Source organism: Nitrospirillum amazonense (assembly GCF_029594735.1).
GTDB lineage: Bacteria > Pseudomonadota > Alphaproteobacteria > Azospirillales > Azospirillaceae > Nitrospirillum > Nitrospirillum amazonense.
The window spans coordinates 241,550-265,269 of the sequence record NZ_JARPAF010000003.1; the positions used below are offsets into that span (position 1 = coordinate 241,550).

At 66.6% G+C, this 23,720-nt stretch carries 24 protein-coding genes; 11 read left to right on the forward strand and 13 right to left on the reverse strand.

Annotated features, from left to right (window positions below; genetic code table 11):
- Position 1: 1 nt before the first annotated feature.
- From P5F91_RS19505 to P5F91_RS19525, 5 genes are all read right to left on the reverse strand, one after another.
- Positions 2 to 229, reverse strand: coding sequence for a hypothetical protein (locus P5F91_RS19505; protein WP_277907998.1), 228 nt, complete (start codon positions 227 to 229; stop codon positions 2 to 4).
- Positions 230 to 265: 36 nt separating this feature from the next.
- Complete coding sequence (locus P5F91_RS19510) at positions 266 to 685, reverse strand: SRPBCC family protein (RefSeq protein WP_277907999.1); 420 nt, start codon at positions 683 to 685, stop codon at positions 266 to 268.
- Entirely contained in the window at positions 682 to 1,005 is a 324-nt protein-coding gene (locus P5F91_RS19515; RefSeq protein WP_145613419.1) for an ArsR/SmtB family transcription factor, read from the reverse strand. Before P5F91_RS19515 ends, P5F91_RS19510 begins: the two co-directional genes overlap by 4 nt.
- A gap of 90 nt (positions 1,006 to 1,095) precedes the next feature.
- Positions 1,096 to 1,290: a NepR family anti-sigma factor gene (locus P5F91_RS19520; RefSeq protein ID WP_088875491.1), complete on the reverse strand. Its 195-nt coding sequence runs from the start codon at positions 1,288 to 1,290 to the stop codon at positions 1,096 to 1,098.
- Between the two features lie 168 nt (positions 1,291 to 1,458).
- Positions 1,459 to 2,022 carry a sigma factor-like helix-turn-helix DNA-binding protein gene (locus P5F91_RS19525; protein WP_277908000.1) on the reverse strand — a complete coding sequence of 188 codons (564 nt, stop codon included), beginning with the start codon at positions 2,020 to 2,022 and terminating at the stop codon, positions 1,459 to 1,461.
- A 349-nt stretch (positions 2,023 to 2,371) separates the two neighbouring features.
- Here P5F91_RS19525 and P5F91_RS19530 point away from each other — a divergent pair, with 349 nt between their 5' ends.
- The 6 genes from P5F91_RS19530 (at position 2,372) to P5F91_RS19555 (ending at position 8,268) form a co-directional block, all read left to right on the forward strand.
- The gene (locus tag P5F91_RS19530; protein ID WP_277908001.1) at positions 2,372 to 3,004 is read left to right on the forward strand and encodes a sigma-70 family RNA polymerase sigma factor; all 633 of its coding nucleotides are present in this window, start codon (positions 2,372 to 2,374) and stop codon (positions 3,002 to 3,004) included.
- Between the two features lie 103 nt (positions 3,005 to 3,107).
- The gene (locus tag P5F91_RS19535; protein ID WP_277908002.1) at positions 3,108 to 3,734 is read left to right on the forward strand and encodes a (2Fe-2S)-binding protein; all 627 of its coding nucleotides are present in this window, start codon (positions 3,108 to 3,110) and stop codon (positions 3,732 to 3,734) included.
- A 4-nt stretch (positions 3,735 to 3,738) separates the two neighbouring features.
- Positions 3,739 to 4,767: an FAD binding domain-containing protein gene (locus P5F91_RS19540; RefSeq protein ID WP_277908003.1), complete on the forward strand. Its 1,029-nt coding sequence runs from the start codon at positions 3,739 to 3,741 to the stop codon at positions 4,765 to 4,767.
- A gap of 55 nt (positions 4,768 to 4,822) precedes the next feature.
- A complete protein-coding gene (locus tag P5F91_RS19545) occupies positions 4,823 to 7,087 on the forward strand; it encodes a xanthine dehydrogenase family protein molybdopterin-binding subunit (protein ID WP_277908004.1) in 2,265 nt (754 codons plus the stop codon).
- Positions 7,088 to 7,165: 78 nt separating this feature from the next.
- Positions 7,166 to 7,669: a YciE/YciF ferroxidase family protein gene (locus tag P5F91_RS19550; RefSeq protein WP_277908005.1), complete on the forward strand. Its 504-nt coding sequence runs from the start codon at positions 7,166 to 7,168 to the stop codon at positions 7,667 to 7,669.
- Between the two features lie 188 nt (positions 7,670 to 7,857).
- A complete protein-coding gene (locus P5F91_RS19555) occupies positions 7,858 to 8,268 on the forward strand; it encodes a PRC-barrel domain-containing protein (protein WP_145613426.1) in 411 nt (136 codons plus the stop codon).
- Positions 8,269 to 8,338: 70 nt separating this feature from the next.
- Here the strand turns inward: P5F91_RS19555 and P5F91_RS19560 are convergent, their stop codons facing one another.
- Complete coding sequence (locus P5F91_RS19560; protein WP_277908006.1) at positions 8,339 to 8,575, reverse strand: hypothetical protein; 237 nt, start codon at positions 8,573 to 8,575, stop codon at positions 8,339 to 8,341.
- 197 nt (positions 8,576 to 8,772) lie between these two features.
- Here P5F91_RS19560 and P5F91_RS19565 point away from each other — a divergent pair, with 197 nt between their 5' ends.
- The 3 genes from P5F91_RS19565 to P5F91_RS19575 are packed head-to-tail and all read left to right on the forward strand — an operon-like array spanning position 8,773 to position 12,771.
- The gene (locus tag P5F91_RS19565) at positions 8,773 to 9,597 is read left to right on the forward strand and encodes a gluconate 2-dehydrogenase subunit 3 family protein (protein WP_277908007.1); all 825 of its coding nucleotides are present in this window, start codon (positions 8,773 to 8,775) and stop codon (positions 9,595 to 9,597) included.
- Positions 9,590 to 11,356 (forward strand): GMC family oxidoreductase, encoded by a 1,767-nt coding sequence (locus P5F91_RS19570; protein WP_277908008.1) that lies wholly within the window; start codon positions 9,590 to 9,592, stop codon positions 11,354 to 11,356. Before P5F91_RS19565 ends, P5F91_RS19570 begins: the two co-directional genes overlap by 8 nt.
- Entirely contained in the window at positions 11,353 to 12,771 is a 1,419-nt protein-coding gene (locus tag P5F91_RS19575; protein ID WP_277908009.1) for a c-type cytochrome, read from the forward strand. The genes P5F91_RS19570 and P5F91_RS19575 overlap by 4 nt, the downstream gene beginning before the upstream one ends.
- Here P5F91_RS19575 and P5F91_RS19580 read toward each other — a convergent pair.
- The 5 genes from P5F91_RS19580 to ubiT form a co-directional block, all read right to left on the reverse strand.
- Entirely contained in the window at positions 12,768 to 13,493 is a 726-nt protein-coding gene (locus P5F91_RS19580; protein ID WP_277908010.1) for a tetratricopeptide repeat protein, read from the reverse strand. The genes P5F91_RS19575 and P5F91_RS19580 overlap by 4 nt on opposite strands.
- Positions 13,494 to 14,132, reverse strand: coding sequence for a tetratricopeptide repeat protein (locus P5F91_RS19585; RefSeq protein ID WP_277908011.1), 639 nt, complete (start codon positions 14,130 to 14,132; stop codon positions 13,494 to 13,496). It lies immediately after the preceding gene.
- Positions 14,133 to 14,244: 112 nt separating this feature from the next.
- Positions 14,245 to 15,168, reverse strand: coding sequence for a ubiquinone anaerobic biosynthesis protein UbiV (gene ubiV, locus P5F91_RS19590; RefSeq protein ID WP_277908012.1), 924 nt, complete (start codon positions 15,166 to 15,168; stop codon positions 14,245 to 14,247).
- A gap of 15 nt (positions 15,169 to 15,183) precedes the next feature.
- The gene (gene ubiU / locus P5F91_RS19595; protein ID WP_277908013.1) at positions 15,184 to 16,179 is read right to left on the reverse strand and encodes a ubiquinone anaerobic biosynthesis protein UbiU; all 996 of its coding nucleotides are present in this window, start codon (positions 16,177 to 16,179) and stop codon (positions 15,184 to 15,186) included.
- Positions 16,176 to 16,787: a ubiquinone anaerobic biosynthesis accessory factor UbiT gene (gene ubiT, locus P5F91_RS19600; RefSeq protein ID WP_145613434.1), complete on the reverse strand. Its 612-nt coding sequence runs from the start codon at positions 16,785 to 16,787 to the stop codon at positions 16,176 to 16,178. Before ubiT ends, ubiU begins: the two co-directional genes overlap by 4 nt.
- A 176-nt stretch (positions 16,788 to 16,963) precedes the next feature.
- Between ubiT and P5F91_RS19605 the strand changes: the two genes are divergently transcribed.
- Positions 16,964 to 17,944, forward strand: a complete 981-nt coding sequence (locus P5F91_RS19605) for an MBL fold metallo-hydrolase (protein WP_277908014.1) — start codon at positions 16,964 to 16,966, stop codon at positions 17,942 to 17,944.
- A 238-nt stretch (positions 17,945 to 18,182) separates the two neighbouring features.
- Positions 18,183 to 18,923, forward strand: coding sequence for an FkbM family methyltransferase (locus P5F91_RS19610; protein ID WP_145613436.1), 741 nt, complete (start codon positions 18,183 to 18,185; stop codon positions 18,921 to 18,923).
- Between the two features lie 421 nt (positions 18,924 to 19,344).
- Here P5F91_RS19610 and P5F91_RS19615 read toward each other — a convergent pair whose 3' ends face one another.
- The gene (locus P5F91_RS19615; protein ID WP_246134604.1) at positions 19,345 to 21,294 is read right to left on the reverse strand and encodes a serine hydrolase domain-containing protein; all 1,950 of its coding nucleotides are present in this window, start codon (positions 21,292 to 21,294) and stop codon (positions 19,345 to 19,347) included.
- A gap of 47 nt (positions 21,295 to 21,341) precedes the next feature.
- On the reverse strand, positions 21,342 to 23,552 hold the full coding sequence (locus P5F91_RS19620) for a TonB-dependent receptor (protein WP_277908015.1): 2,211 nt from the start codon (positions 23,550 to 23,552) through the stop codon (positions 21,342 to 21,344).
- Between the last annotated feature and the right edge of the window lie 168 nt (positions 23,553 to 23,720).

The following is a 23,720-nucleotide window of genomic DNA, read 5'->3' on the forward strand; positions in this document are numbered from 1 at the left end:
CTTAGCCGCTCACGCGCCGCGCATCGTCGCGACCCCGGCGGATATAAGGCAGCGCGAATAGGTAGAGGCCGGAGGCCAGCAGCAGGATCAGCGGGACCAGGGCCAGCAATCCGACCCAGGCGGCCGGTTGCCGGCCCCCGCCCATGACCGCCATATAGATGATGACGCCACCGGTGAAGGCGATGGAAAGCCAGCGATGAAGCTGGCGGATGCTTGTGGCCCAGTTCATTGGAAAAGCCTCCCTAGTTCCTGTCGGGCTGGGATTTCAGACGGGAATGCCGGCCAGGATCTGCTCCAGCTTGGCCAGGAACTGGGTCCAGCCGTATTGGGCGCCGCGATAGGCTTGGTCCTGGTCTGCACGGAAACCGACCTGTTCCATGCGCAGGTGGGTACCTGTAGGCGACGGTGTCAGGGTCCAGGTGACGACGCTGTCCAGCCCCATGGCCGCCCAGCTGTAGGACAGGGTACGCTGCGGTTCCACCTCCAGCACCGTGCAATCCACGGAACCCCAGTCGCCCCTGAAGTCGAAGCGGTGACCCACCGTGGGCTGGAAATCGTTCTTCATCAGCCATTCCGCCAGTAGGTGCGGCTGGGTCAGGGCGCGCCAGATTTTCTCCGGCGGATACGGCACCTCGCGCTCGATGATGACGGAACGTGTTTCGGCGGCGGTCGCAGGGGCGGTCATTGATCCATCCTTTTCAGCAAATCTTCCAGGGCGTCGAAGCGGGCGTCCCAGAAGCTGGCCATCTGCTGGGTCCAGTCGGCCAGCGGGGCCAGGGCCTTGGGTTGTGCGCTGTAATGGGTTTGGCGGCCTTCCGGCCGGTCACGCACCAGGCCGGCCTGTTTCAGCGCGGCCAGATGCTTGGAGACGGCGGGTTGGGAAACGCCGGCATGTGCCGTCAACGCCGCCACGGTCTGTTCCCCCCGCCGGCACAATTGCTCAAAAATTCCCCGGCGGGTCGGGTCGGCCAGCGTCCGGAACAGGAGGTCGGGGTCTCGGGGCATAGATTCATAACCAACCAGTTATGAATTAATCCATAGCTGATCGGCTATGAATGAGTCAAGAGCGAAACGCGGCTTGGCTTGGCCGCCGTGTCAGTGCTTGCGGTTTTTCTGATGCAGCTTGTCGACCAGGTCCAACAGGTGTTGGGGCACGGGTTCCGCCGCCTCATCCTCGAACATCTCGCGCAGGCCCCGGTCAAGCACGGTTTGCGGGCCGGGCGGCATCGGACGGGTGCTGGCCGTCAGCAGCGATCGCTTGCCATTCGGGGCCTTCGGCTGCTTGGTCATGACGGATCCCCTGGATGCGGCCCTTGTGATCGGGCCTTGTTTGGGCGGGCGCGCCCTGGCGCCCACGTGTCCCCCGACAGCTGGAACAACTCTCTCGATCAAAGCGACGCCGCCGGTCCAGCCAGCTTAATGGAGCCGCCGGTGGCCAACCACCCTCTCGAGCATATTTTATTGCAAGCCGACGCCCGAACTGGGGGGCCGGGCACCGCCGGAGTGGTGGACCGCCATTGGGGCTTGCGACGGCATATCGCCTGATTGGGAAAGCCGGATGGTCATGTCGTCCTCAAGCATCAGCACCCCCGACCGCAGGCCGTCCCGGAAGGCCTGGCGGGCCAACTTGATCTGGTGTTCCACCTCGTCCAGCGGCAGGCCCAGGATCCACGCGGTCTCATCGGTGGTGAAGCCTTCCACCGCCGTCAGCAACAACGCCTCGCGCCGTTCGCACGGCAGGGTGCGCAACAGGGCGCCAGGGCCCATGGTTTCGGGCACGGGGCCTTCGTCCCCCAACTCAAGATGCCCGCCGGCATAGATGCAGTGGAACAGACGGAACAGCGTGCCGCGGTCGGCGTCCGGCCCCAGGATGCCCACGCCGTCCTGCACCAGCGTTTCCAATACCATGCGGACGTAGGCGTCGCCGCTGATGGCGCTGCCGGTCAATGCCCGGGCATAGCGGCGCAAACAGGGTAGCTGTTCGGTGATGAGGTCGGCGGGGGCGCTGCTGTATGCCGGCATGATCTGCGTCGCTCCTCTCTATCTGGCAATCTGGTTTCCGAACCTGCCGACCGGCGCGAAAGTTTCCTCGGCCCTGGAAACTTTCGATGCACGTTTTCGCGCTAGGGCGCTTGCCATAATGAATTCGTTTGGTATAGGCGGTTCCGCCTACGACATATACGTGTTCGTGGCACAATAGAGACGTGTAGCCCCTCCCGGAAAATCCGAACACGACTCAGTTTTATGGATCTATGCTTTCACAGCGTGCCGCAGAAAGCGCCGCGATAATCTCGAATCGACCTGAAGACCTCATCCATCCGATTCTCGAGGATCCCGTTTTCCTTGAGAGAATCTTGATACGGGGCACGTTATGCCATCTGATTTACTATCGACGGATCTGCCGGCGGGTGCGCTGAACGCCGACACGCGAAACACGGATGCGCGACAGCCGGAATTTCGTGACGAGGTGTTGCGCCTGTTGCCCGCGCTGCGCGCCTTCGCCCGGTCGCTGACCAGCAACACCGCCGATACCGATGACTTGGTCCAGGACTGTGTGGTGCGTGCCTGGTCGCATGCCGACCAGTTCACGCCCGGTACGAATCTGCGCGCCTGGCTGTTCACCATCCTGCGTAACCGCCACTATTCCATCGCTAAGCGCCGCCAACGCGAGGTAGCCGATCCGGATGGCTTTCACACGGGCCGCCTGATGATGGAGCCGGCGCAGGAGTGGGGCATCACCGGGCGTGAGCTGAAGGTGGCCCTGGCCGCCCTGCCGGACGATCAACGCGAGGCGCTGATCCTGGTGGGGGGGGCCGGCGTCAGCTATGAAGAGGCGGCGGAGATCTGCGGCTGCGCCCTGGGCACCATCAAAAGCCGCGTGAACCGGGCCCGCACCAAGCTGGCCGGCCTGATGGGTCTGCCCAATCGCGTCGTCGCCCTGGGCGCCACCACGTTGCCGGCCGGTGCCGATGCGACCTCCACGACCCAGTGGACGCGGCATTAGAAACCTGCGGCACCGGTGCCGCGGAACCAGGACGCGCCCGCGCCGTTCCCTAGCCGAAGCCGACCCCATCCGAGCCCTTCCATCCCAGCCGGGACGCCGCGCCATGCCTGACCGCTCCCAATCCGGCACTGTGAACCGCCGCCATTTCCTGGCCGCCGTCGGCGGGGCCGCGGCGGGTGGGGCCGCCACCTTGCCAGGCCCCGGGGACGCGGCAACCGCGCTGGCGGCTGAGGCGGCCGAAGCCCGTGATCCCCGCGCGCTCCACACCGTCACCCTCACAGTCAACGGCCAGGATCACCGGTTGAGCCTGGACGCCCGTGCCAGCTTGCTCGACACATTGCGTGACCGGCTGGGCCTGACGGGCACCAAGAAGGGCTGTGATCACGGCCAGTGTGGCGCCTGCACCGTGCTGGTGGATGGTCGTCGGGAATTGTCCTGTCTGCGGCTGGCGGTCATGGCCCAGGGGCACCAGGTGACCACCATCGAGGGCTTGGCGCCGGCGCCCGATACCCTGCACCCCATGCAACAGGCCTTCATCGACCAGGACGCCTTCCAGTGCGGGTATTGCACGCCGGGACAAATCCTGTCGGCCGTCGCCTGCGTCAAGGAGGGGCATGCCAGCGATGACGACCAGATACGGGAATACATGAGCGGCAACATCTGCCGCTGCGCCGCCTATCCCAACATCATCGCCGCCATTCGCCAGGCGAAGACCGAGATGGAGGCGTAGCGACATGCAGCCTTTCCTGTTTGATCGCGCCGACAGCGTGGCCGAGGCCCTGCGCGCCGCTCCCGACGCCACCGTCGTCGCCGGCGGAACCAACCTGGTCGACTACATGCGCCTGGGCGTCGTGTCGCCCAAGCACCTGGTGGACATCAACGGCCTGAGCCAAGAGACGGCGGCGCTGGGCCGTATCACCCTGGATCATCAGGGCTTGCGCCTCGGGGCCCTGGTCCGTATGGCGGAGGCGGAGGATCAACCCGGCATCCGCGCCCGCTATCCCGTGCTGGCCGACAGCTTGGCCTTGGCCGCCAGCCGGCAGATCCGGACCATGGCCAGCCTCGGCGGCAACCTTCTGCAACGCACCCGCTGCGAGTATTTCCGCGAGGCGTCCTGGCCCTGCAACAAACGCCGGCCCGGGTCCGGCTGCGCCGCGCTGGACGGCCTGAACCGCCAGCACGCCGTGCTGGGCACCAGCGACGCCTGCATCGCGACATATCCGGGTGACATGGCCCAGGCCCTGCTGGTCCTGGATGCCCAGGTGGAGCTGACGGGCCCGCGCGGCGTCCGCCTGGTGCCGGTGGCCAAGGTCCATCGCCAGCCGGGAACCACACCCTATCTTGAAACGACGCTGGCCCCGGATGAGCTGATCACCGCTTTGGTGGTGCCTGCCAGCCCCTGGTCTTGGCGGTCGCGCTACGTCAAGGTGCGCGACCGGCGCTCCTACGCCTTCGCCTTGGCATCGGCGGCCGTGGCGCTGGACCTGGAAGGTGGCCGCGTGAAACAGGCGCGCATCGCGCTGGGCGGTGTCGCCACCGTGCCATGGCGGGCCGAGGCGGCGGAGGCCGCTCTGGTGGGCAAACCCTTGGATGAGGGTGCTGCCCGCGTCGCCGCCGATGCCGCTTTCGCCGGCGCCCGCACCCGTGCGCACAATGCCTTCAAGGTGCCCCTGGGCCAGGAGGTGCTGGTGCAGGCGCTGCTGCAGGCCGGCGCGCTTCAACCGCCACCGCCGACAACGCGAAACGGGGTGACCCATGCCTGACGCCGTGCCGCCGCCCCCTGGGAAGCCGTCCCCCGGGGAACCGTCCCGGGAGAACATGGGGGCACCCGTCGCCCGCATCGATGGCCGGCTGAAGGTGACGGGCCAGGCCCGCTATCCGGCCGACACCCCCCTGCATAACCTGGCCCACGCCGTGATGGTGACCAGCACCATCGCCCGCGGCCGTGTGCGCGGCCTGGACACCACAGCCGCCGCCGCCGTTCCCGGCGTGCTGCTGGTGCTGACGCGGGACCGGGCCAAAGGCCAGCTGACTGCGCCCAAGTTCGGCACCGGCGGCAGCACCTCCATCCAGCCGCTGAATGAGGAGCGGATTTGGCACGATGGCCAGATGCTGGCCATCGTCGTGGCCGAGACGCAGGAGGCTGCGCAGGAGGCGGCGGATCTGGTGGCTGTCACCTACGATCACGACACGCCCAGCGCCGGCTTCGACACCAGCGGCGTGGAGATCGTGGCTGGCGGAGGCGCCAGCCCGATGTATCCGGAGGACCCCAAGGCGGGCGATTTCGATACGGCATTCAAGGCGGCGCCGGTGGTGCTGGACGCGACCTACAACACCGCCGCGCAGCATCACAATCCCATGGAATTGTTCTCGACCACGGCGGAATGGAACAATGGGCGGCTGACGGTGTACGAGCCCAGCCAGTTCGTGGCGGGATGGCGGGCGCAACTGGCCAAGCAGCTGGGCATGGATGCGGCCAACATCCGCGTGGTCAGCGAATACATCGGCGGTGCCTTCGGCTCCAAGGGGCCCATGACGCCGCGCACCGCCGCCGTGGCCCTGGCGGCCAAGCTGGTGCAGCGGCCGGTGCGGTGCGTCTGCACCCGTGCCCAGGGCTACACCACCGCCACCTTCCGGGCGGAGACGCGCCAGCGCATCCGGATGGGTGCCGGCCGCGACGGCAAGATCCGCGCCTTCAGCCATGAGGGCTGGGAGCTGACGTCGCGCCCCGACGATTATGTCGTGGGCGGTACCGAGACCACGGCGCGCCTGTACGCCTATGGCGCCGTGCGCACCAAGGTGCAGTTGGTGAAGGCCGACCGCAACACTCCGGGCTACATGCGTTCCCCGCCGGAGACGCCCTACGTCTTCGGGCTGGAGTGCGCCATGGACGAGATGGCGGAGAAGCTGGGACTGGACCCGGTGGAATTCCGGCGCGTCAACGATACCCAGGCCGACCCGGTCAGCGGCAAGCGCTACACCAGCCGGTCCCTGATGCGGTGCTATGACGAGGCGGCCGCCGCCTTCGGATGGCAGCGCCGCCTGGATGCCGGCGCATGGAAGACGGGCGCGATGCGGGATGGCGATTGGCTGGTGGGCCTGGGTTGCGCCACCGCCGTCTATCCCACCCAGGTGGCGCCCTGCGCCGCGCGGGTGCGCCTGACGGCCGACGGCAAGGCGCTGGTACAAACGTCGGCGCACGAAATCGGCACGGGCGTGCGGACTGTCGCCGCCCAGACCGTCGCGCAGGCGCTGGGCCTGAGCGTCGAGGACGTGACGGTGGAAATGGGCGACAGCGCCCTGCCGGCGGGCCCCGTCGCCGGCGGGTCGGTCAGCACGGCCAGCGTCTGCTCCGCCGTGCTGAAAGCCTGCGGCGCCATTCGCGACAAGCTCTACCGGGCCGCGACCGTCAACAGCGGCCCTCCGGCCACGCCGGAAAGCTTCACCCTGCGCGATGGCATGGCCGTGCTGGACAGCGGCCGGTCGGCACCGCTGAGCGCCCTGCTTCAGAAGCTGGGCACGACACAGCTGGAGGACTATGCCGAGTTCGCGCCCGAAGGCTCAGCCCCCGGGGCGGTTGAACAGCTGCGGCAGGGCAATCCCGGCATCATGGGCGGGGCCAAGGGCCCGGTGCTGATGTACGCCTTCGGGGCGGAGTTCGTGGAGGTGCGGGTGCACGCCCGCACGGGCGAGATCCGGGTGCCGCGCATGGTGGGCGCCTTCGCCGCTGGCCGCATCATGAACCCGCGCACCGCCCGCAGCCAGCTGATGGGCGGCATGATCTGGGGTCTGAGCGCCGCGCTGCATGAGATGACGGAAATCGATCCGCGCCATGCCCGCACCGTCAATCGGGACCTGCAGGATTACCTGGTGCCGGTGAATGCGGATGTGGAGGGGGTGGAGGTCATCCTGGTGCCGGAAACCGATACCGAGGTGAATCCGGCCGGCGTGAAGGGCCTGGGTGAATTGGGCAATGTCGGTACCTCCTCCGCCATCGCCAGCGCGATCTACCATGCCACGGGCCGGCGTTTGCGCGACATCCCCGTGCGCCTGGACAAGCTGCTTCAGTTGCAGCAGGCATGAACTTTCGGAACAAAAACGTGCAGGTCCGTGTTCAAGGCGGTGGACGGGGAATCCCGCCCGCATGCGGAGGATACGGCCATGGGCATGTTCACCAAGGACATCGAAACGCTGCACGATTTGTTCGTGTACCAGTTGAAGGACATTTACTACGCCGAGCGTCGCATCGCGAAGGCGCTGCCCAAGATGGCCGCGCGCGCGGCAGACCTTGAGCTGCGGCACGGTTTCGAGACGCACGCGCGTGAAACCCAGGAGCAGATCGCCAGGCTGGAACAGGTTTTCCAGATGCATGGCGCGGTACCGGAGATCGCCAAGTGTCCCTCCATCGACTGTATCATCGATGAGACCGACGACGTGGTGGGGGAGGTGGCGGACAAGGGTGTCCTGGACGCCGCCCTTGTCGCCGCCGCCCAATCGGTCGAGCATTACGAGATCGCGCGGTATGGCACCTTGGTCGCCTGGGCCCAGATGCTGGGCCGGGCGGACAGCGCCGAGCTGTTGCGCCTCAGCCTGGATGAAGAAAAGGCCACGGACGAGTGGCTGACCATGCTGGCCAAGACGCGGCTGAACCGCGCCGCCGCTTGATGCCCTATCAGTGCTTAGCCGTTAACGCCTGGGGCATTTATGGGGCGGACGATCCCCACCGGGAACCACGGGCAGCTTTCAATTGTTGTTCAAATGGTTAGCAAAACCGCCTTGCAACAACCGGGCGGCCCGCCCAGGCGCCCTGCGCCCTCTGGGAAAAGCGGCCCGCCCCAATTGGAGGAGTTACCATGAAACGCGCCAATCTGTTCCTGGCTGCCGCCCTGGGTGTGTCGGCGCTGGGCACCGCTGTTGTCCTACCCGCCGCCCCGACCCTGGCGCAGGGCACCACCCAGCGCATCGCCACCACCAAGGTGGATGTGGCGACCGTGGCCACCGGCCACCGTTCGTCCAAGATCGTGGGCGCCAAGGTGGTGAACGACCAGAACGACACCGTCGGTACGGTCGATGACCTGATCATCTCGCCCAAGGACAGCGTGCCCTACGCCATCCTGTCAGTGGGCGGTTTCCTGGGTGTGGGCGACCGTCTGGTGGCCATCCCTTACAGCGCCCTGCAGATCACCGATGACAAGATCGAACTGCCGGGCGGCAACAAGGATGCGCTGAAGAACCAGCCGGCGTTCCACTACGCCAAGAGCTGAGGACGCCTGCTGTCCTAGGCCGAGAAGACCCGCGGGGAGGGGGCGTCCCTTCCCGCGGGTCTTTTCCTGTTCAGCGCCGGCGGCTGGCAAAGATGAAGCCCAGCACCACGCCAAAGGCGGTGTAGGCCACGGGCGCGCTGGTCAGCAGATCGGTCAGCCTCGTACCCGACGGGCGCTGGGCCTGCTTGGGTGGGGGTGGGGCCTCGCCCGTGCCGTGATAGGCGCCGTGGGCCAGCTGCTCCAGTTTGGTGCGGGGGCGGGGACGGGGTGGTTCAGGAGAGGGTGGCGGCGGCACAAAAGAAGCCATGGGGTTCCTCCTCGGTCACTGATCGAAGGGCGTTTTCCGCCCGTCTTGAATTAAGGGAACCGCTGCCCCATCCGCCCTGTTCCGTGCCGCCCGCATTTCGACGGGAACCAATACGGGGCTGGAGCATTGGCTTGGCGACCGGCTACAGGCCCGCCCGCCCCGACTTAACGATGCCGGCCAACTGGTGGAGAGAGTTGATGGAAACCAAACTCAGCCGGCGCGGCCTGTTGGGCGCCGGTCTGGCCGCCGGCGCGGCCGGCGCCCTACCGTTGGCCGCGCCCGGCGCCCCGGAGCAGTCCGCCCGGGGCGGTGGCGCAGGTCCCGACATCCGGGGCGACATGCCGTGGCAGGAAGGGGCGGCGAATGCGCCGTTTCCGGCTGACCGCCGGGCCGGCTATATCTATTTCACGGCGGCGGAGGCCGCGTTCATCGAGGCGGCCGTGGGGCGCCTGATCCCCGCCGATGAATTGGGTGGTGGGGCCATCGAGGCGGCTGTGCCGCTGTTCATCGATCGCCAGCTGGATGGCGAATACGGGCATGCCAGCCGCTGGTACATGCAGGGGCCCTGGGCGCCGCCGCTGAAGACCCAGGGTTATCAAAGCCGCATGACGCCGGCGGAGGTGTACCGCTCCGCCATCCGCGCCATCGACGATATGGTGGCCAAGCAGCATGGCGGCACCTCCTTCGCCAAGCTGCCGCCCGACCAGCAGGACGAAGTGCTTAAGGGCCTGGAATCGAACGAGCTGGCCATCGAGGGCGTGGACACCAAGGTGTTCTTCACCCTGCTGCTGCAGAACACCATCGAGGGCTTTTTCAGCGACCCCGTCTATGGCGGGAACAAGGACATGATCGGCTGGCGCCTGATCGGCTTTCCCGGCGCCCGCTACGACCATGGGCCCTTCGTCGACCGTCACAACCAACCCTATCCCCTGCCGCCCGTCGGTATCACCGGCCGGCCCGGCTGGACCCCGCGCGACCAGGACGGCCAGCCCAAGGAAGTGGGGACCAAGACCCATGTCTGAGAAACTGCCCTCCGTCGACGTGCTGGTGGTGGGGTTCGGCTGGACCGGCGCCATCGTGGCCCAGGAACTGACCGATGCCGGCCTGAATGTCCTGGCGTTGGAGCGGGGAAGATGGCGGGACACCCCCACCGATTTCGCCCCCACCTTCGCCCAGGATGAGCTGCGCTACATGTGGCGGCACGCGCTGTTCGAGAACCTGGCGCACAACACGCTGACCATCCGCAACAACATCAGCCAGACGGCGCTGCCCATGCGCGTCATGGGCTCATTTCTGCCGGGCACGGGGGTGGGGGGTTCCGGCGTGCACTGGAACGGGCAGACATGGCGCTTCCTGCCCAGCGACCTGGAGGTGCGCAGCCATGTTACGCGGCGCTATGGCGCCAGGGCCATTCCCGCCGACATGACCATCCAGGACTTCGGCGTCACCTATGACGACCTGGAACCGCACTACGACCGTTTCGAATACCTCTGCGGCACCTCGGGCACGGCGGGCAATCTGAACGGCCAGATCCAGGCAGGCGGCAACCCGTTCGAAGGTGCCCGCAAGCGGGGCTATCCCACCCCCGCCATGCGCCAGGCCTACGCCCCCACGCTGTTCGCGGAGGCCGCCGCCAAGCTGGGCTACCACCCTTTCCCGCAGCCGTCGTCCAATTTGTCGGAAGCCTATACCAACCCGCTGGGCGTGCAGCTGGGGCCCTGCACCTATTGCGGCTTCTGCGAGAAGTTCGGTTGCGGCAACTATTCCAAGGCCTCGGCGCAGACGACCATCTTGCCCGTGCTGATGCGCAAGCCCAACTTCACCCTGCGCACGGAGGCAGAGGCGCTGACGATCAACCGGGACAGCACGGGCAAGCGGGCAGTCAGCGTCACCTATGTCGATGCCCAGGGGCGGGAGTTCGAACAGCCGGCCGACCTGATTTTCCTGGGCACCTACGCCCTCAACAACGTCCGCCTTCTGTTGCTGTCGGGCATCGGCACGCCGTATGTCCCGCGGACCGGGGAGGGGGTGGTGGGACGTAACTACGCCTACCAGCGCACCTCCTTCGTGAACGCCTTCTTCGATGACAAGATCCTGAACCCCTTCATCGGGGCGGGCGCCCATGGGATGCACATCGACGACTTCAACGGCGATAATTTCGACCATGGCGGCCTGGGTTTCCTGGGCGGTGGCTACCTCGGGGTGTTGCAGACGGGCGCCCGGCCCATCGAGACCCACCCGGTGCCGGAGGGCACGCCCACCTGGGGCGGGGCCTGGAAGAAAGCGGTGGCCGCCAACTACCTCAAGACCACCACCATCTCCACCCACGGCGGGGTGATGAGCCATCGCGGCAACTACCTGGACCTGGACCCGACATACCGGGACGTCTACGGCCGGCCGCTGCTGCGCATGACCTTCGACTACACCGACAACGAACAGAAGATGGCCCATTACATCACCGACCGCGCGGCCGACGTCGCCCGCGCCATGGGCCCGCGCGAGATCAAGGTGGTGTATCGCGACGGCTCCTGGGACGTGGTGCCCTACCAGACCACCCACAACACCGGCGGCGCCATCATGGGCGCCGACCCCAAGACCAGCGTGGTCAATCGCTATCTGCAAAGCTGGGACGTCAGCAACCTGTTTGTCATGGGGGCCAGCGCCTTTCCCCAGAACCCGGGCTACAACCCCACCGGCACCGTGGCGGCGCTGGCCTATTGGTCGCTGAAGGCGGTGCGCGAACAGTATCTGAAATCCCCCGGCCCCCTGGTGCACACGTGAGGGCCCCCCTGCAGCGCGCGCTTGTGACCGGGCTGCTGAGCCTGGGCATCCTGGTGGCCACCCTGTCGCTGGTGGCCATCGGCCTCAGCGGCATCGCCAACGGCCAGCCGCCCTCCGGTACGTCCGGGCCTTATCCGCCGGTGAAGGATGCGGATGTGGCGAAGGGGTACTATGTGGCGGTGCAGGGGGATTGCGTCGGCTGCCACACCGTGCCGGGCGGCCTGCCATTCGCCGGCGGGCGCCCCCTGGTGACACCCTTCGGCACCATCTATTCCGCCAACATCACGCCGGACAAGGACGCCGGCATCGGGCGTTGGTCGGCGGACGACTTCTACCGCGCCCTGCACGAGGGCAAGGCACCAGATGGCCATCTTTACCCGGCCTTCCCCTACAACTATTACACCCGCATTGGCCGGGCGGATTCCGACGCGCTGTTCGCCTATCTGCGCAGCCTGCCGCCCTCGCCCAAGCGGTCGCCGCGCAACGATCTGCCGTTTCCGTTCAACGTCCGCGCCCTGATGGTGGGCTGGAACCTTCTGTTCCTGGACAAGGGGGAGTACAGGCCCGATCCCGCCAAGTCCGCGGCCTGGAACCGGGGCGCCTATCTGGTGGAGGGGCCGGGCCACTGCGCCGCCTGCCACACGCCCAAGAACCTCTTCGGCGCCCCGCGCACCAGCCGCGACTATCACGGTGGGGATATCGGCAACGGCTGGTACGCGCCGGACATCACCCCCAACAAGCGCACCGGCATCGGGGGGTGGAGCGACGAGGAGCTGTTCCAATACCTGAAGACGGGCCGTAACGCCCACGCCAACGCGTCCGCCGACATGGGCGAGGTGGTGGCCTACTCCACCTCGCGCATGACCGACGACGACGTGCGCGCCATCATCGCCTATTTGCGTGACCGCCCGGCGCGCGCCGACGACAGCCCTAAAAAGCCAGACCCCGCTGTCATGAAGGCGGGGGAGGCCGTTTATGTCGATACCTGCGCCGCCTGCCACCGCATGGACGGCGCCGGCTCCATGGCCATGTTCCCCCGCCTGCCCGGCAACCCGAACCTGCAGCAACCCAATCCCGGCACGCTCATCCGTGTCCTGCTGGTGGGCAGCCGCAGCCTGCCGACCGACGCGCGGCCGACACCGGCCACCATGCCGGCCTTCAACTGGAAACTCAGGGACGAACAGATCGCCGCCGTGGCCACCTATGTCCGCAACAGCTGGGGCAACGCGGCGGCGCCGGTGGATGTCGACACGGTGACCAAGATGCGCAAGGCCTTGGGCGCCGACCGCCGCACCTTACCGGATGGCTACCCCACCGACATGCATCATCCCAACCCGGAAACCGTGTCCAGCCCCCACACCGACAGCCGGCAGAACGGGACGGACCAGGCGGGGACGGCGGCGGTTCAGCCCTAGGGTGTTATGCCGTACCGGGCGAAATCCTCAGCGGCCCTGTAGTAAAAATGCATCCCTTGAGCTAAGTCGGCTTCGCCGCCCGCCCGGTCACCCATTCGCATTCGGGCCACGCCCCGACCATAGAGTGGCATGCCCGAGATCGGATTGATTTTCAGCGCGTTATCATAGCTGGCGATGGCCTCCTGATAACGTCCAAGGCGCAAAAGGATGAAGCCCCGGCTGTTCCAGGTGACAGACCGCGAGGATTCTAGCCAGGGCATGGTGAAGGACGCGTCACACTCCGCGAGCGCGGTTTCCAGGTCCACGCCGCCCGTGGCCTTGGTCCAGCAGAGATGATTAAGCTGATCCCAGGTGGTGGGCTGGGCGCGAACTGCGGCGAAGTCTCTGGCGGCAAGGTCCGTCTTGCCAAGCTTCATCAGCAGGATGCCGCGTCGCACCAGCGCATCGGGAAGGTCTTTTTGAGATTCCAACGCAGCGGAATAAACGGTGACTGCGGTCTCAAGGTCGCCGGCATCGACCGCTTCTTCGGCGCGCTCCCGGTAGGCCGGATAGAAGCCGGCATCCAGCGACAGCGCCGCCGCCAAATCCGACTCCTTTCCCTTCCTGTCGGATTTGGGCCTGTCATGCGCTCGCATCACATACGTTCGCGCCGATGGCTCCAGCCGCAATTCTGCGGTGAAGGCGCGGACAGCATCATCATAGCGCGACAGTTCCTCATACAACTAGCCGGCAATGTCGTAAGCATCTGACTTATCGGGGAAATTGGCCATAACTCGCGCCGCCGTGGCGGCGATGTCTTCCTTATCGCCCCCCATTTCCTCATGAACGCGAGCGCGCCAGCCGTACCCCTCGATCCAATCCGGTTGCAGGCGCAATGCCGCGTTGATATCCGCCATCGCGTGGTCGAAGTCGTTGATTGACCAGTAGGCTTGGGCGCGATGGGTAAGGGCTGAGTGATTGTCGGCCTCAATTTCCAGGGATCTGGTGAAGTCCTTTATGGCTGCGTCTAATTCCAGATTGTCGAATTCCACCAAAGCCAGTCCGCGCCAAGCCATGGCGTTGCGGGGGTTAATCTTACTCGCCAGGGTGTAATCGGACCTTGCTTCTTGATTTTCTTCCAGACGATAGTGAGCGAAGGCGCGGTAGACGACGGCTTCGTCTGACTGTGCATCCAAGGTAGCCGCCTGAGTAAAATCAGCCAGGGCTTGCCTGTAGTCCTCTTCATCTAGTTCCAGCTTGCCACGTCGAATGTATTCCATCGGTGACATCGGCGACATCCAAGAGCTTAGGAAACCGAGCCCTGATTTGTCGATGGCATGAACCAGTCCAGCGACAACGGCTACAAGGAGGATCAGTTCCATTCCTCGCGCTTGCCACCACCGCATTCATGCCCCCTTAGCCCAAGCTGCGCGCGGGAGACTAGCAGCCCGAGAAATATTTGCAATTCATCGCCAGAAGGGCGATGCCAGAGCATCAAGCGATGTTGCCCGCCGCCCGGTAGGCCATGCCCTCCACCCCGTGCAGGAAACCGTTGCTGAAGCGCCGGCCGGGGCAGAGGTCGCGCAGGCGGTCGCGGGCCGGGGCCATTGGAAGGATGCCGTCCAGCACCGCGCGGAACGTTTCCGCCACCGCCACCATGTCGCAATCCTGCGGTGACAGGCGGAAGCGGCTGACACCCAGGGCGCGCAGTCGGCCCAAATCACCCAGCAGGTCCAGATAGCTGCCCGACAGGGTCTGCACCCCGTTCACCGTCAGGAAGGGGGCGCCGTCCAGGGTGTCCAGGTCCATGCCGTCGGGGTGCTTCTCGCACACGTAACGGCAGCCGTCCTTGTGCAGGCCATGGGCGCGGGCGTGGTAGCAGCGGGCGGAGATGGCCAGCGGCAGGCGGCCGAAGGCCTGCACCTCAAGCTGGGTGCCCGTCGCCATGGCGGCCCCCGCCAACGCCCCGATGGCGTCGGCCGTCAGCTCCCCCGGCAGGCACATCCGCGTGGCGCCCTGGCGGGCCATCAGTTCCAGGGTGCTGGGGTTGTAGACGGCGACCAGAGGGCCGATGGCGTGCGGCTGGCCGGCGCAGGCGGCCACGGCGGTCAGGTCGTTGGCCTCAACCAGGAAGTCGTCGCTAGCGGCCAGATCCATGACGCTCTGGCGCTCCCGTGCCTGCATGACCAGCGCCAGGCTGCCCAGCACCACTTCCTTGCCGCCCCGCCGCAGGCGTTCCGCCACCTCGGGGATATGGCTGTCGAAGAAAGGTGCGCGCTTGGAGCACACCACCTCACCCAGGACCACGGTGTCCACCGGCGCCTCATCGGCGACGCGGGCGTAAAAGTCGCGCCGCCGTGCAGCCGGCCAGTGGAAGTGCAAGGGGCCCAGGGTCAGCTTGGGATGTTCGAGGGTCATGATCATCCTCCCCGCTCAGCGCCAGCGCCGGTCGTAGGCGCCGGCGGTGGCGCGGCCGCCTTCCATCTCGCTGGTCAAATCCGGCACAGTGAAGCCGCCGGTCACGGCCGCGTCGATGGCGCGGCGGAACTCACCCACCACACGGGCGACGTAGGCGCGGCCCCGCTGCCGCCCTTCGATCTTCAACGCCCGCACCCCGGCCCTGATCAGGCCGGGAATGTGCTCGGCGGCGTTCAGCGACGTCGGCTCCTCGAACAGATAGCCGGTGGTGGCGTTGGCGCGGAACCGGCCCTTGCACAGGGTGGGATAGCCGGCGGGCGCACCTGCCGGGTGGCGGTCGATGGTGACATCCCCCAGCCGGGCGGTGACGTCGCCGCCGGGCTCGCGTCGGAACTGCACCGCGCCGGCGGGCGAACAGACGCCGTGGGTGTTGGGCGACTGGCCGGTGACATAGCTGGACAGCTGGCAGCGCCCTTCCGCCATCACGCACATGCCGCCGAAGGCGAACACCTCCGTTTCCACCGGCGCCACCGCCGCCGTCAGTTCCGTCACCTCCGCCAGGGTCAGCACGCGGGGCAGCACCACGCGCTGCACGCCGAAGGTCTGGGCCAGATAGCGAATGGCCTCGGGCGTGGAGGCGGCGGCCTGGACCGACAGGTGCAGGCGCAGGGAGGGGTGCGTCGCCTGCGCATAGGCCAGTAGACCCAGGTCGGCCAGGATGACCGCGTCGGCCCCGGCCTCGGCCGCGCTGTCCACGGCGCGGTGCCAGGTGGCCTCCTCCCCCGCCCGGGGGAAGGTGTTGATGGCGATGTAGAGCGACCGGCCGGCTCTGTGGGTGCGGGCGACGGCGGCGCGCATCTCCACCGGGCTGAAATTCAGGCCGGGGAAGTTGCGGGCGTTGGTGGCGTCGGCGAAACCGCAATAGACGGCATCGGCGCCAGCCTCCACGGCCGCGTCCAATGCCGCCGGCGTTCCGGCGGGGCAGACGAGGGAAAGGGAGGCGGTCGTCATGGCTGAACCTCCGCCACCGCCAGGGCGGCGGGCTGCCACGCGGCACGCGCCACCAGGTGCAGCAGGCCGTCGATATCGCCGTACCAACGCCGCGCCATGGTGAGAACGCGCCGGGGCAGGCGGGCCGCCAAATCGCGCTCCAGGGTGATGTCCGCGCCGTCCACGGCATTGCGCAGGACCAGCACCGCCTCCATGTCGCCCTCGATCATCAGCTGCCGGCTGAAGAACAGGGAGTCGCCGTCGGCACGACCCTCCAGCAAGGCCAGCAGTGCCGCCAGGGGCGCCCGCAGCGTGGCAGCCGCCGGGGGCGGGGCGTCCCCATCGGCGATGGGCCACAGGCCGGGCCGCACGCCCGCCGGCCGCAGCAGGAAGCGCACCGGCAGGTCACTCGGATCAACCAGGAAGGCCCGCTCCCCCAATACCGCCAAGCGCTGGAACAGTGCTTCATGGCGCCGTTGCAGGCGATCAAAGGCCATCTGTGACAGGCGCGCAGCCACGGGCCCGGCCAGCGGACGGCCCAAAAGCGGCAGAGGTGGCAGGACACGCGCCGCCAGCCCGGCCAGCAGCACGGGCGACAAGGGGGGCGGATCGGTCGGGTCGAGACTCACGGGAGGCACATCCAGTTAGGGCGGCGGCCAGTAGGCGGCTTGTCGCGTGACTGTGGGCGTCGCGGGCCAGGGATGTCGTTGACATGGCACAATAATGAAAGGGCGCCGCCTTGAAACGGTGCCTTCCCGTGCCGATACAAGGGAAGGTTCTTGCCACGCAACGATGCGGACGCCGAATGCCTACGAATCCCTATTATGCCGGTCCTGTGACGGACCATTTCGACGGTGTCCGCTTCTTCAATCCCGGCCAAGCCCCGACCGACCGTAGCCTGGGGGAGATTCTGCGTTGGCGCTGGGGCGGGAAGCGGCCGGTGTGGCCGGCGGCAGTGGCGGGGCGGCAGGTGCGCCCGGCGGCGCGTGTGCATGGCCTGGCGGTCACCATGATCGGTCACGCCAGCGTGCTGATCCAGGTGGCGGGGCTGAACCTGCTGGTGGATCCGGTCTGGTCGGAACGGGTCAGCCCCTTTCAATGGCTGGGGCCGCGCCGCGTCAACCGCCCGGGTGTCGCCTTCGAAGACCTGCCGCCTATCGACGCGGTGCTATTGACCCACAACCATTACGACCATCTGGACGTGGGCACCCTGCGGCGGCTGTGGGCCACCCACCGTCCCCGCATCGTAGCCCCCCTGGGCAATGATCGTGTGGTGGCGCGCGAGGTGGGGCCACTGCCGGTGGAAACCGGCGATTGGGGCGACACGGTCGCGCTGGGCCCTGCCGTCACCGCCCATTTCCATCCCGCCTACCACTGGTCGGCGCGCCGGCTGGGCGACCGGCGCATGGCGCTGTGGTGCGGCTTCGTGCTGCGCACACCGGCCGGCCCGGTCTATGTGGCGGGCGACACCGGCTATGGCGGCGGCGCCATCTTTCACCAGGTGAGACAGCACCATGGCGAGCCCACCGTCGCCATCCTGCCCATCGGCGCCTACGCCCCCCGCTGGTTCATGAAGCAGCAGCACTGCGATCCGGCGGAGGCCGTGCGCATCCTGGCCGACTGCGGCGCCCGCCAGGGACTGGCGGTGCATTGGGGCACCTTTCCCCTGTCGGATGAGGAACGGCTGGCCCCGCCGCAGGAACTGGCCCAGGCGCTGGCACGCGAGGGCATCGCGGCTGACCGCTTCCGCGCCCTTGAACCGGGCGACAGCTGGACCAGTTTCTAACCGAGTTAGGGTTCACCGGTGGCGCCCGGCCGGCACATGGAAATTAATATTGGCTGATTGGCCGCTCCCGTGCTCATCAGCGCGCGGGAAACGACCTATTGTCGGCAAATGCTCGGGGCGAATGTGCCTTGCCTGCCACCGTCAAAGCGGGCACATTAGTGCTTGTGCAGTACTTTACCATGTTTCGAAATATTTCATCAGGCGATAACCCGCGCTGCGGGCAATTCGAGGGTCTGCAATGGTTTCTTATTCCATTATTCTCCCCACAATTTATGGGGATCTGATCGTAAATCGCCACGATATTAACCAAACCAACGCCCTGCTGAAGACGGGGGCGGCTCACGACGCGGAAAAGATCGCCTTCGCGCAGAATATTCTTCGGCATGCGCCCAAGCCGGCCACCTTCCTGGATATTGGCGGCAATTTTGGTGTCTATGGCATCGGCTGCGCCCCTATCCTGGCGGACGGCGGCGGCCAGGTCCATATCTTCGAGGCGCAGAAGGTCCTGGCCTACATGATTTGCGGCTCCCTGGCCCTGAACAGCATCGAGAACGCCACCGTCCACCATGTCTGCGTCGGCGATACGGTGACCGAGGTCGAGATTCCTGGCTTCGACTATCATCGCGAAATGAACTTCGGCAGCGTCGAGTTCGGCAACGTCCAGCGCGAACGCCTGCACCAGGATCGCCAGCCCGCCCGCGAAATGGTGAAGCAGGTGAGGATCGACGATTTCGGCTTCGACCATGTCCGCTTCATCAAGGTGGACGTGGAAGGCATGGAGATGAACGTTCTGAACGGGGCGCAGAAGACCATCGAAAAGTGCCGGCCCATCTGCCAGGTCGAATATCTGAAGTCCGACGTGGGGGCCATCCACCGGTTCTTCACCGAGCGGGGATACAAGCTGGCGCAGTGGAAAGAGGACGCGCTCTGCATCCCGGAGGAAGAGGCGGCCACCCTGCTGCCGCCGGAACTCCGCTAAGGAGTGGCCCCAACCGCATCACGGGGCTCAAAACAAAGAAGCCGGCCGGGGTCCCGATTCCGGCCGGCTTCTTTGTTTGTTTGATAAAAGCGGTGACTGCGGCTGCGCGCCGATACGCGCTATAGCCAAGTCGCCGGATGATGATCTAGCCTTAGTGTGATTCCAGGCTCAGGTGGTGTCACCTGAGCCTGGAGTTACATGAAAAACCAGAGGCTTAGAGCCGATCGCGGAATCGCTTTGGAGCGTGAACCTGCTCGTTGAACAAGCATTTAGAGCGGAGTGCGTCTCAGGTTAAACGCACTCCGCTCTAGTGTGTTTCTGACGATTCTATTTAAGTCAGAAACACCTTCGGTCGAAATCACCACAGCCAGCTCGGTATTGAGCGGTCCACTCCAGAGGCCCCGACGACGGATGCTCCGCTTCAGAAGTCCAGCGTGGGCGTCAGCAGCTTGACGTTGATCGCGGCCCAGACGAAGAAGACCAGCGACAGAGCCACCAGCACCGCCCAGGCGGTGGCCCAGGGCCGGCGGCCGCCCCGGGTGGCGATGTCGTAGGCGTTCCAGATGGCGGCCACCGTACCGGCGATGGTGGCCAGCAGCACCAGCTGCATCAGGCGCATCCAGATATCCAGCCGGCCGTCCAGGGCGTCCACGCCGTGGTTGATGACCGATAGCATGATCCCCCAGCCCAGGACGAAGACCAGGACCAGCCAGGCTGCGGCCCGCGTGGCGCGATGCAGGATCAGCGTCCGGCCGGTGATGCCGGGGTTGTAGCGGTAGCGGCGGCGCACCAGGGCGACGACGGGCCAGGACAGGGCGGTCAGGACCAGCACGCCCAGGGACACCGCCATCACCGGCGTGATCCAGCCGGCGTTCAGCGAGCCCGGCGCAGGCACGAACTCGATGATGGGGGCGTAGGCACCGATGGAGAACATGACCACCTTGCCGTCCTTCACCACGGCCGCCAGGCGCTCCTTGCCTTCGGCGTCCTGCCACAGCCAGGGGCCGACTTCGCGCCAGCGCTTCGGTACCCGGGCGGCGTCCAGCAGGGCGGAGACGGTGATGGTGTCGTCATCGTTCGCCACGATCTGGGCCTCGCCCAGCAGGCTGAACAGGCGCATGAAGTTGGTCTCGGAGCCGCGGCTGCTGACATAGTGCCCGGCCATGACCTGGGCATGCTCCTTGGCGGTGGGGGCCGTCGGCAGCGCCGGCTTGGCCTGCGGAAAATAGCGGTCCGTGAAGTCGACGAAGACATGCTCCCGCAGCACATGGGCCGCAGCTTCGCGCCCGGCGCTGTTGAAGGACATGTAGAGGCCGACGCCGTCGTCGATGAACAGGTGCAGGTCGGAATGGAAGACGTCGGTGTCGCCGCCATGGCCCACGATGCGGTGGCCGTTGCGGTCCTCATGATAGAAGCCCAGCCCCATGGCGGGCAGGCCGGGGTAGGGGGTGTTGGCGTTGGCGTACATCTGCTCCGCCGTCGCCTTGTCCAGCAGCGGTCCACCGTGGGCCAGGTGCGCGATCATGAACTGCGCCATGTCCGCCCCGGTGGCGGACAGGGCGCCCGCCGGTGACATGTCGATGATCTCGAACGGCTGCGGGTCTTTGGACGCCTGCTCATAACCCTTGGACATCCCTCCCGCCAGGTTGGCCGGCAGCGGCTGGACAAAGGTGGAGTGCTGCATGCCCAGGGGCGTGAAGATATGGTTCTGGATGTATTGGGCGAAGGGCTCGCCCGACACCCGCTCCACGATATAGCCCGCCATCGAGGCGCCGTAGTTGGAATAGGCCGGGATTTGGCCCGGGGCGTAGATGCGCGTGGGCACCCAGCGCTTCATGGCCTCACCCAGCGGCTTGGCCAGCTTGGGGTCGGTCAGCAGCAGGTACTTGGCCGTCTCCTCGAACCCGGGGGTATGCGTCATGATGTGGCGCAGCGTGATGGGTTTGCCGAAGGCCGGCGGGATCTTGTAGTCCAGGTAGTCGTTCACATCCCGGTCCAGGTCCAGCTTGCCGGCCTGCACCTGCTGCATCACCGCCGTCCAGGTGAACAGCTTGGAGATGGAGCCGGGGCGGAACAGGGTGCCGGCGGGGTCCACCGGCTTCTTCTCCTTCACGTCGGCATAGCCGAAGCCGCGCTGGGTCAGCACTTGGCCGTCCTTCACCACCACCACCACCGCGCCGGCGATGTCGCCGGTCTGCAGGGCGTAGGGCATGTAGCCGTCCAGCCAGGTGTCCACGTCCGCCTTGGTCAGCGTGGACGCGGGCACCGGGGTCGAGGTCGGCGCCTCGCTGGCCGCCGGCACCTGCGTCGGCGGGGTCGGCTTGAGGTCGGCGGGCGATTGCGCCGCGGCCGGCAAGGCCAGGGCGGTCATGAGAAGCGCTAAGAGGCGAACCTTCCACATCGTGTTCTGTCCTTGCCTTAGAAACGATAGCCGAGCGTGGCCCCGAAGGAGCGGGGGCGCACGATGGCCGCGGTGACATTGCCATCCAGGGCCGACCCGGCCGCGCCCACATCCAGGATGCCGCGGCTGTCGGTCAGGTTGCGCACGAAGGCATCGATCCGGTACCCGCCGAAGGTGACGCCGGCATGGGCGTCCACTTGGCTGTAGGCGCTGAGGTGCCGCTGGCCGTAGCTGGTGTCGAAGGCCGACAGCCGGTCGCCGGTGTAGCGCCAGCTGAACCCGGCGATGCCGTCCACCGTCTCGCTCAGCGGCCGCTGGTATTCCACCGCCAGGGTGGAGGAGAAGCGGGCGGTGTAGGGCAGGCGGTCGCCCTTCAGCCCCCCCACCAGGGGTGGCGCGTCGCTGGTCAGGGTGGCATCGACGAAGGCGCCGTTCAGCGACACGGTCAGGCCGGTCAGAGGCCGCATCGTGACCGAGGCCTCGATGCCCTGGCTGCGCGCGGTGCCGCCGTTGATGTTGACGCCGTAGTCATCGACCGAGCTGAACAGCTGGATGTTGTCCCAGTCGATGTAGAAGCCGGTCAGTTCCAGCGACAGTTTGCGGTTCAGCAGTTCCGACTTCACTCCGATCTCATAGTTGGTGGTGGTGTCGGCGCCGAACTGGTGGGGGACGGCGTCCGGCGCCCCAGGCGGCAGCACGTTGGGGCCGCCGGGACGATAGCCCTTGGCCACCCGCACATAAATCGTGGTGTCCTCATTGGGCTTGAACGATGGCGCCACGGAATAGGTGAACACCCCGTCGGAGGAGTGGGCGGTGTAGTCTGAGTCGCCGGCCAGCGGGCCGCTACTGATCTGCACCGCGTCCTGTTCATTATGGCTGTAGCGGCCGCCAAAGGTCAGGTCGAACTGGTCGTTCAGGTGGACGGTGCCGCTGGCGAAGCCGGCGTATTCCTCATACCGCGAGGCCAGGTTAGCCAGGGCCAGGCCGGAGAAGTCGGCGATGTGGGCGCCGCTGGCGCCGTCCACGCCGTCGATGATCTGGTTGATGGCATTGCGCTCACGCGTATAGAAGCCGCCCACCGTCCATTCCAGCCAGCCGGTGTCGGTGGAGGCCAGGCGCACCTCTTCCGTCAGGCGGCGCTGCTGCACCTGCTGCACCTGCGAGGCGCCCAGCGGCACGCCGAAGGCGCCGGTCAGCAGGTCGCCATAGAGGCCGCTCGCGTCCTCCAGCGCATTTTGATAAAGCGAGCTGTAGCTGGTGGAGGACAACAGCTGCACCGGCCCGAAATCATAGCTGCCGGTCAGGTTGTAGACCCGGTACTGCATGTCGCTGGGTTGGGCGACCACGCGGGCCTGCCTATAGTCGCCCAGCACTGGTTTCAGGGTGAGGGGATCGACGTCGACCTGATTGGTGCCGTTGCTGTCCAGGTTCTGCAGCACCACCGAAGCCCGAAGGCTCAGCGCGTCGGTGGGCTTGAACAGGGCGGAGACGCGGCCGCCATAGGTGCGGCCGTCATTGATGTCCTTTTCATGCTGGTCGTCGATGAAGCCCGGATCGCGGCGGTAGAAGCCGCTGGCCCGCACGGCCAGGGTATCGGCCAGCGGCACGTTGACTGAGGCACGGCCGGACCAGCCGGTGTCGCCGTGGGCCACGTCCTCGGTGCTCAGCTCCGCGGCCGCATGCACCGCGTCCGTGCTGGGCGCGACCGTCACGTACTTGACCAGGCCGCCCAAGGAATTGGCGCCGTAGAGGGTGCCCTGGGGACCGCGCAACACTTCCACCCGTTCCAGGTCCGACGGGTCCAGGTCGGGGGTCAGGATGGCGCCGTTGGCCAGGGAGGTAGCGGAGCCGTAGGGCGTTTCGTCCACGTATGTGGCCACGGTGGCGCCCACACCGCCGGTATTGATGCCGCGCAGGATCAGTCGCGCCTGTCCCGCCTGGGTTTCCACCAGGGCCGCGCTGGGTACCCGGGTGAAAAAGTCGTCCAGCCGTTCGGCATGGGCCTGCTGCAGCGCCTCCGCCGACACGGCGGAGACCGACTGCGGCACGTCGATCAGACGTTCCGTCCGCTTCTGCGCCGTGACGACGATCTCCGCCAGCATGTCGGCCGCGTCCGCCGGCGCCGCCGTTGGCGACCCCGCGTCCGGTGCCTGCTGCGCCCGCGCGCCGGCACTGATGGCCAAGGCCGCCACGCCCGCGCAGAGGAATGCCCTGGTTCCCCGCTTCATTTCCCGATCTCCCTGATCGTTATGTTGGGCCCATGATGGCATGTGTTTCAGATTTGGCAACAGCGTTTCTGCAACACGAATGCTTCTGTGCGGCGACGCTGGTTTTCTCAAGGCGGCTGGTGCACTTTGGATGATGAAACGCTCGGAAACGCCTATGGGGAACGTGAA

Excerpts from the sequence above, each read along its gene's own strand:
- P5F91_RS19585 (WP_277908011.1), bottom strand. The coding sequence starts at position 14,132 with ATGGAACTGATCCTCCTTGTAGCCGTTGTCGCTGGACTGGTTCATGCC.
- P5F91_RS19510 (WP_277907999.1), bottom strand. The coding sequence starts at position 685 with ATGACCGCCCCTGCGACCGCCGCCGAAACACGTTCCGTCATCATCGAG.
- P5F91_RS19540 (WP_277908003.1), top strand. The coding sequence starts at position 3,739 with ATGCAGCCTTTCCTGTTTGATCGCGCCGACAGCGTGGCCGAGGCCCTG.
- P5F91_RS19555 (WP_145613426.1), top strand. The coding sequence starts at position 7,858 with ATGAAACGCGCCAATCTGTTCCTGGCTGCCGCCCTGGGTGTGTCGGCG.
- P5F91_RS19535 (WP_277908002.1), top strand. The coding sequence starts at position 3,108 with ATGCCTGACCGCTCCCAATCCGGCACTGTGAACCGCCGCCATTTCCTG.
- ubiV (WP_277908012.1), bottom strand. The coding sequence starts at position 15,168 with ATGACCCTCGAACATCCCAAGCTGACCCTGGGCCCCTTGCACTTCCAC.
- P5F91_RS19615 (WP_246134604.1), bottom strand. The coding sequence starts at position 21,294 with ATGACCGCCCTGGCCTTGCCGGCCGCGGCGCAATCGCCCGCCGACCTC.
- P5F91_RS19610 (WP_145613436.1), top strand. The coding sequence starts at position 18,183 with ATGGTTTCTTATTCCATTATTCTCCCCACAATTTATGGGGATCTGATC.
- P5F91_RS19560 (WP_277908006.1), bottom strand. The coding sequence starts at position 8,575 with ATGGCTTCTTTTGTGCCGCCGCCACCCTCTCCTGAACCACCCCGTCCC.
- P5F91_RS19505 (WP_277907998.1), bottom strand. The coding sequence starts at position 229 with ATGAACTGGGCCACAAGCATCCGCCAGCTTCATCGCTGGCTTTCCATC.
- P5F91_RS19550 (WP_277908005.1), top strand. The coding sequence starts at position 7,166 with ATGGGCATGTTCACCAAGGACATCGAAACGCTGCACGATTTGTTCGTG.
- P5F91_RS19570 (WP_277908008.1), top strand. The coding sequence starts at position 9,590 with ATGTCTGAGAAACTGCCCTCCGTCGACGTGCTGGTGGTGGGGTTCGGC.
- P5F91_RS19620 (WP_277908015.1), bottom strand. The coding sequence starts at position 23,552 with ATGAAGCGGGGAACCAGGGCATTCCTCTGCGCGGGCGTGGCGGCCTTG.
- P5F91_RS19525 (WP_277908000.1), bottom strand. The coding sequence starts at position 2,022 with ATGCCGGCATACAGCAGCGCCCCCGCCGACCTCATCACCGAACAGCTA.
- P5F91_RS19545 (WP_277908004.1), top strand. The coding sequence starts at position 4,823 with ATGGGGGCACCCGTCGCCCGCATCGATGGCCGGCTGAAGGTGACGGGC.
- P5F91_RS19515 (WP_145613419.1), bottom strand. The coding sequence starts at position 1,005 with ATGCCCCGAGACCCCGACCTCCTGTTCCGGACGCTGGCCGACCCGACC.
- ubiU (WP_277908013.1), bottom strand. The coding sequence starts at position 16,179 with ATGACGACCGCCTCCCTTTCCCTCGTCTGCCCCGCCGGAACGCCGGCG.
- P5F91_RS19520 (WP_088875491.1), bottom strand. The coding sequence starts at position 1,290 with ATGACCAAGCAGCCGAAGGCCCCGAATGGCAAGCGATCGCTGCTGACG.
- P5F91_RS19530 (WP_277908001.1), top strand. The coding sequence starts at position 2,372 with ATGCCATCTGATTTACTATCGACGGATCTGCCGGCGGGTGCGCTGAAC.
- P5F91_RS19565 (WP_277908007.1), top strand. The coding sequence starts at position 8,773 with ATGGAAACCAAACTCAGCCGGCGCGGCCTGTTGGGCGCCGGTCTGGCC.
- P5F91_RS19605 (WP_277908014.1), top strand. The coding sequence starts at position 16,964 with ATGCCTACGAATCCCTATTATGCCGGTCCTGTGACGGACCATTTCGAC.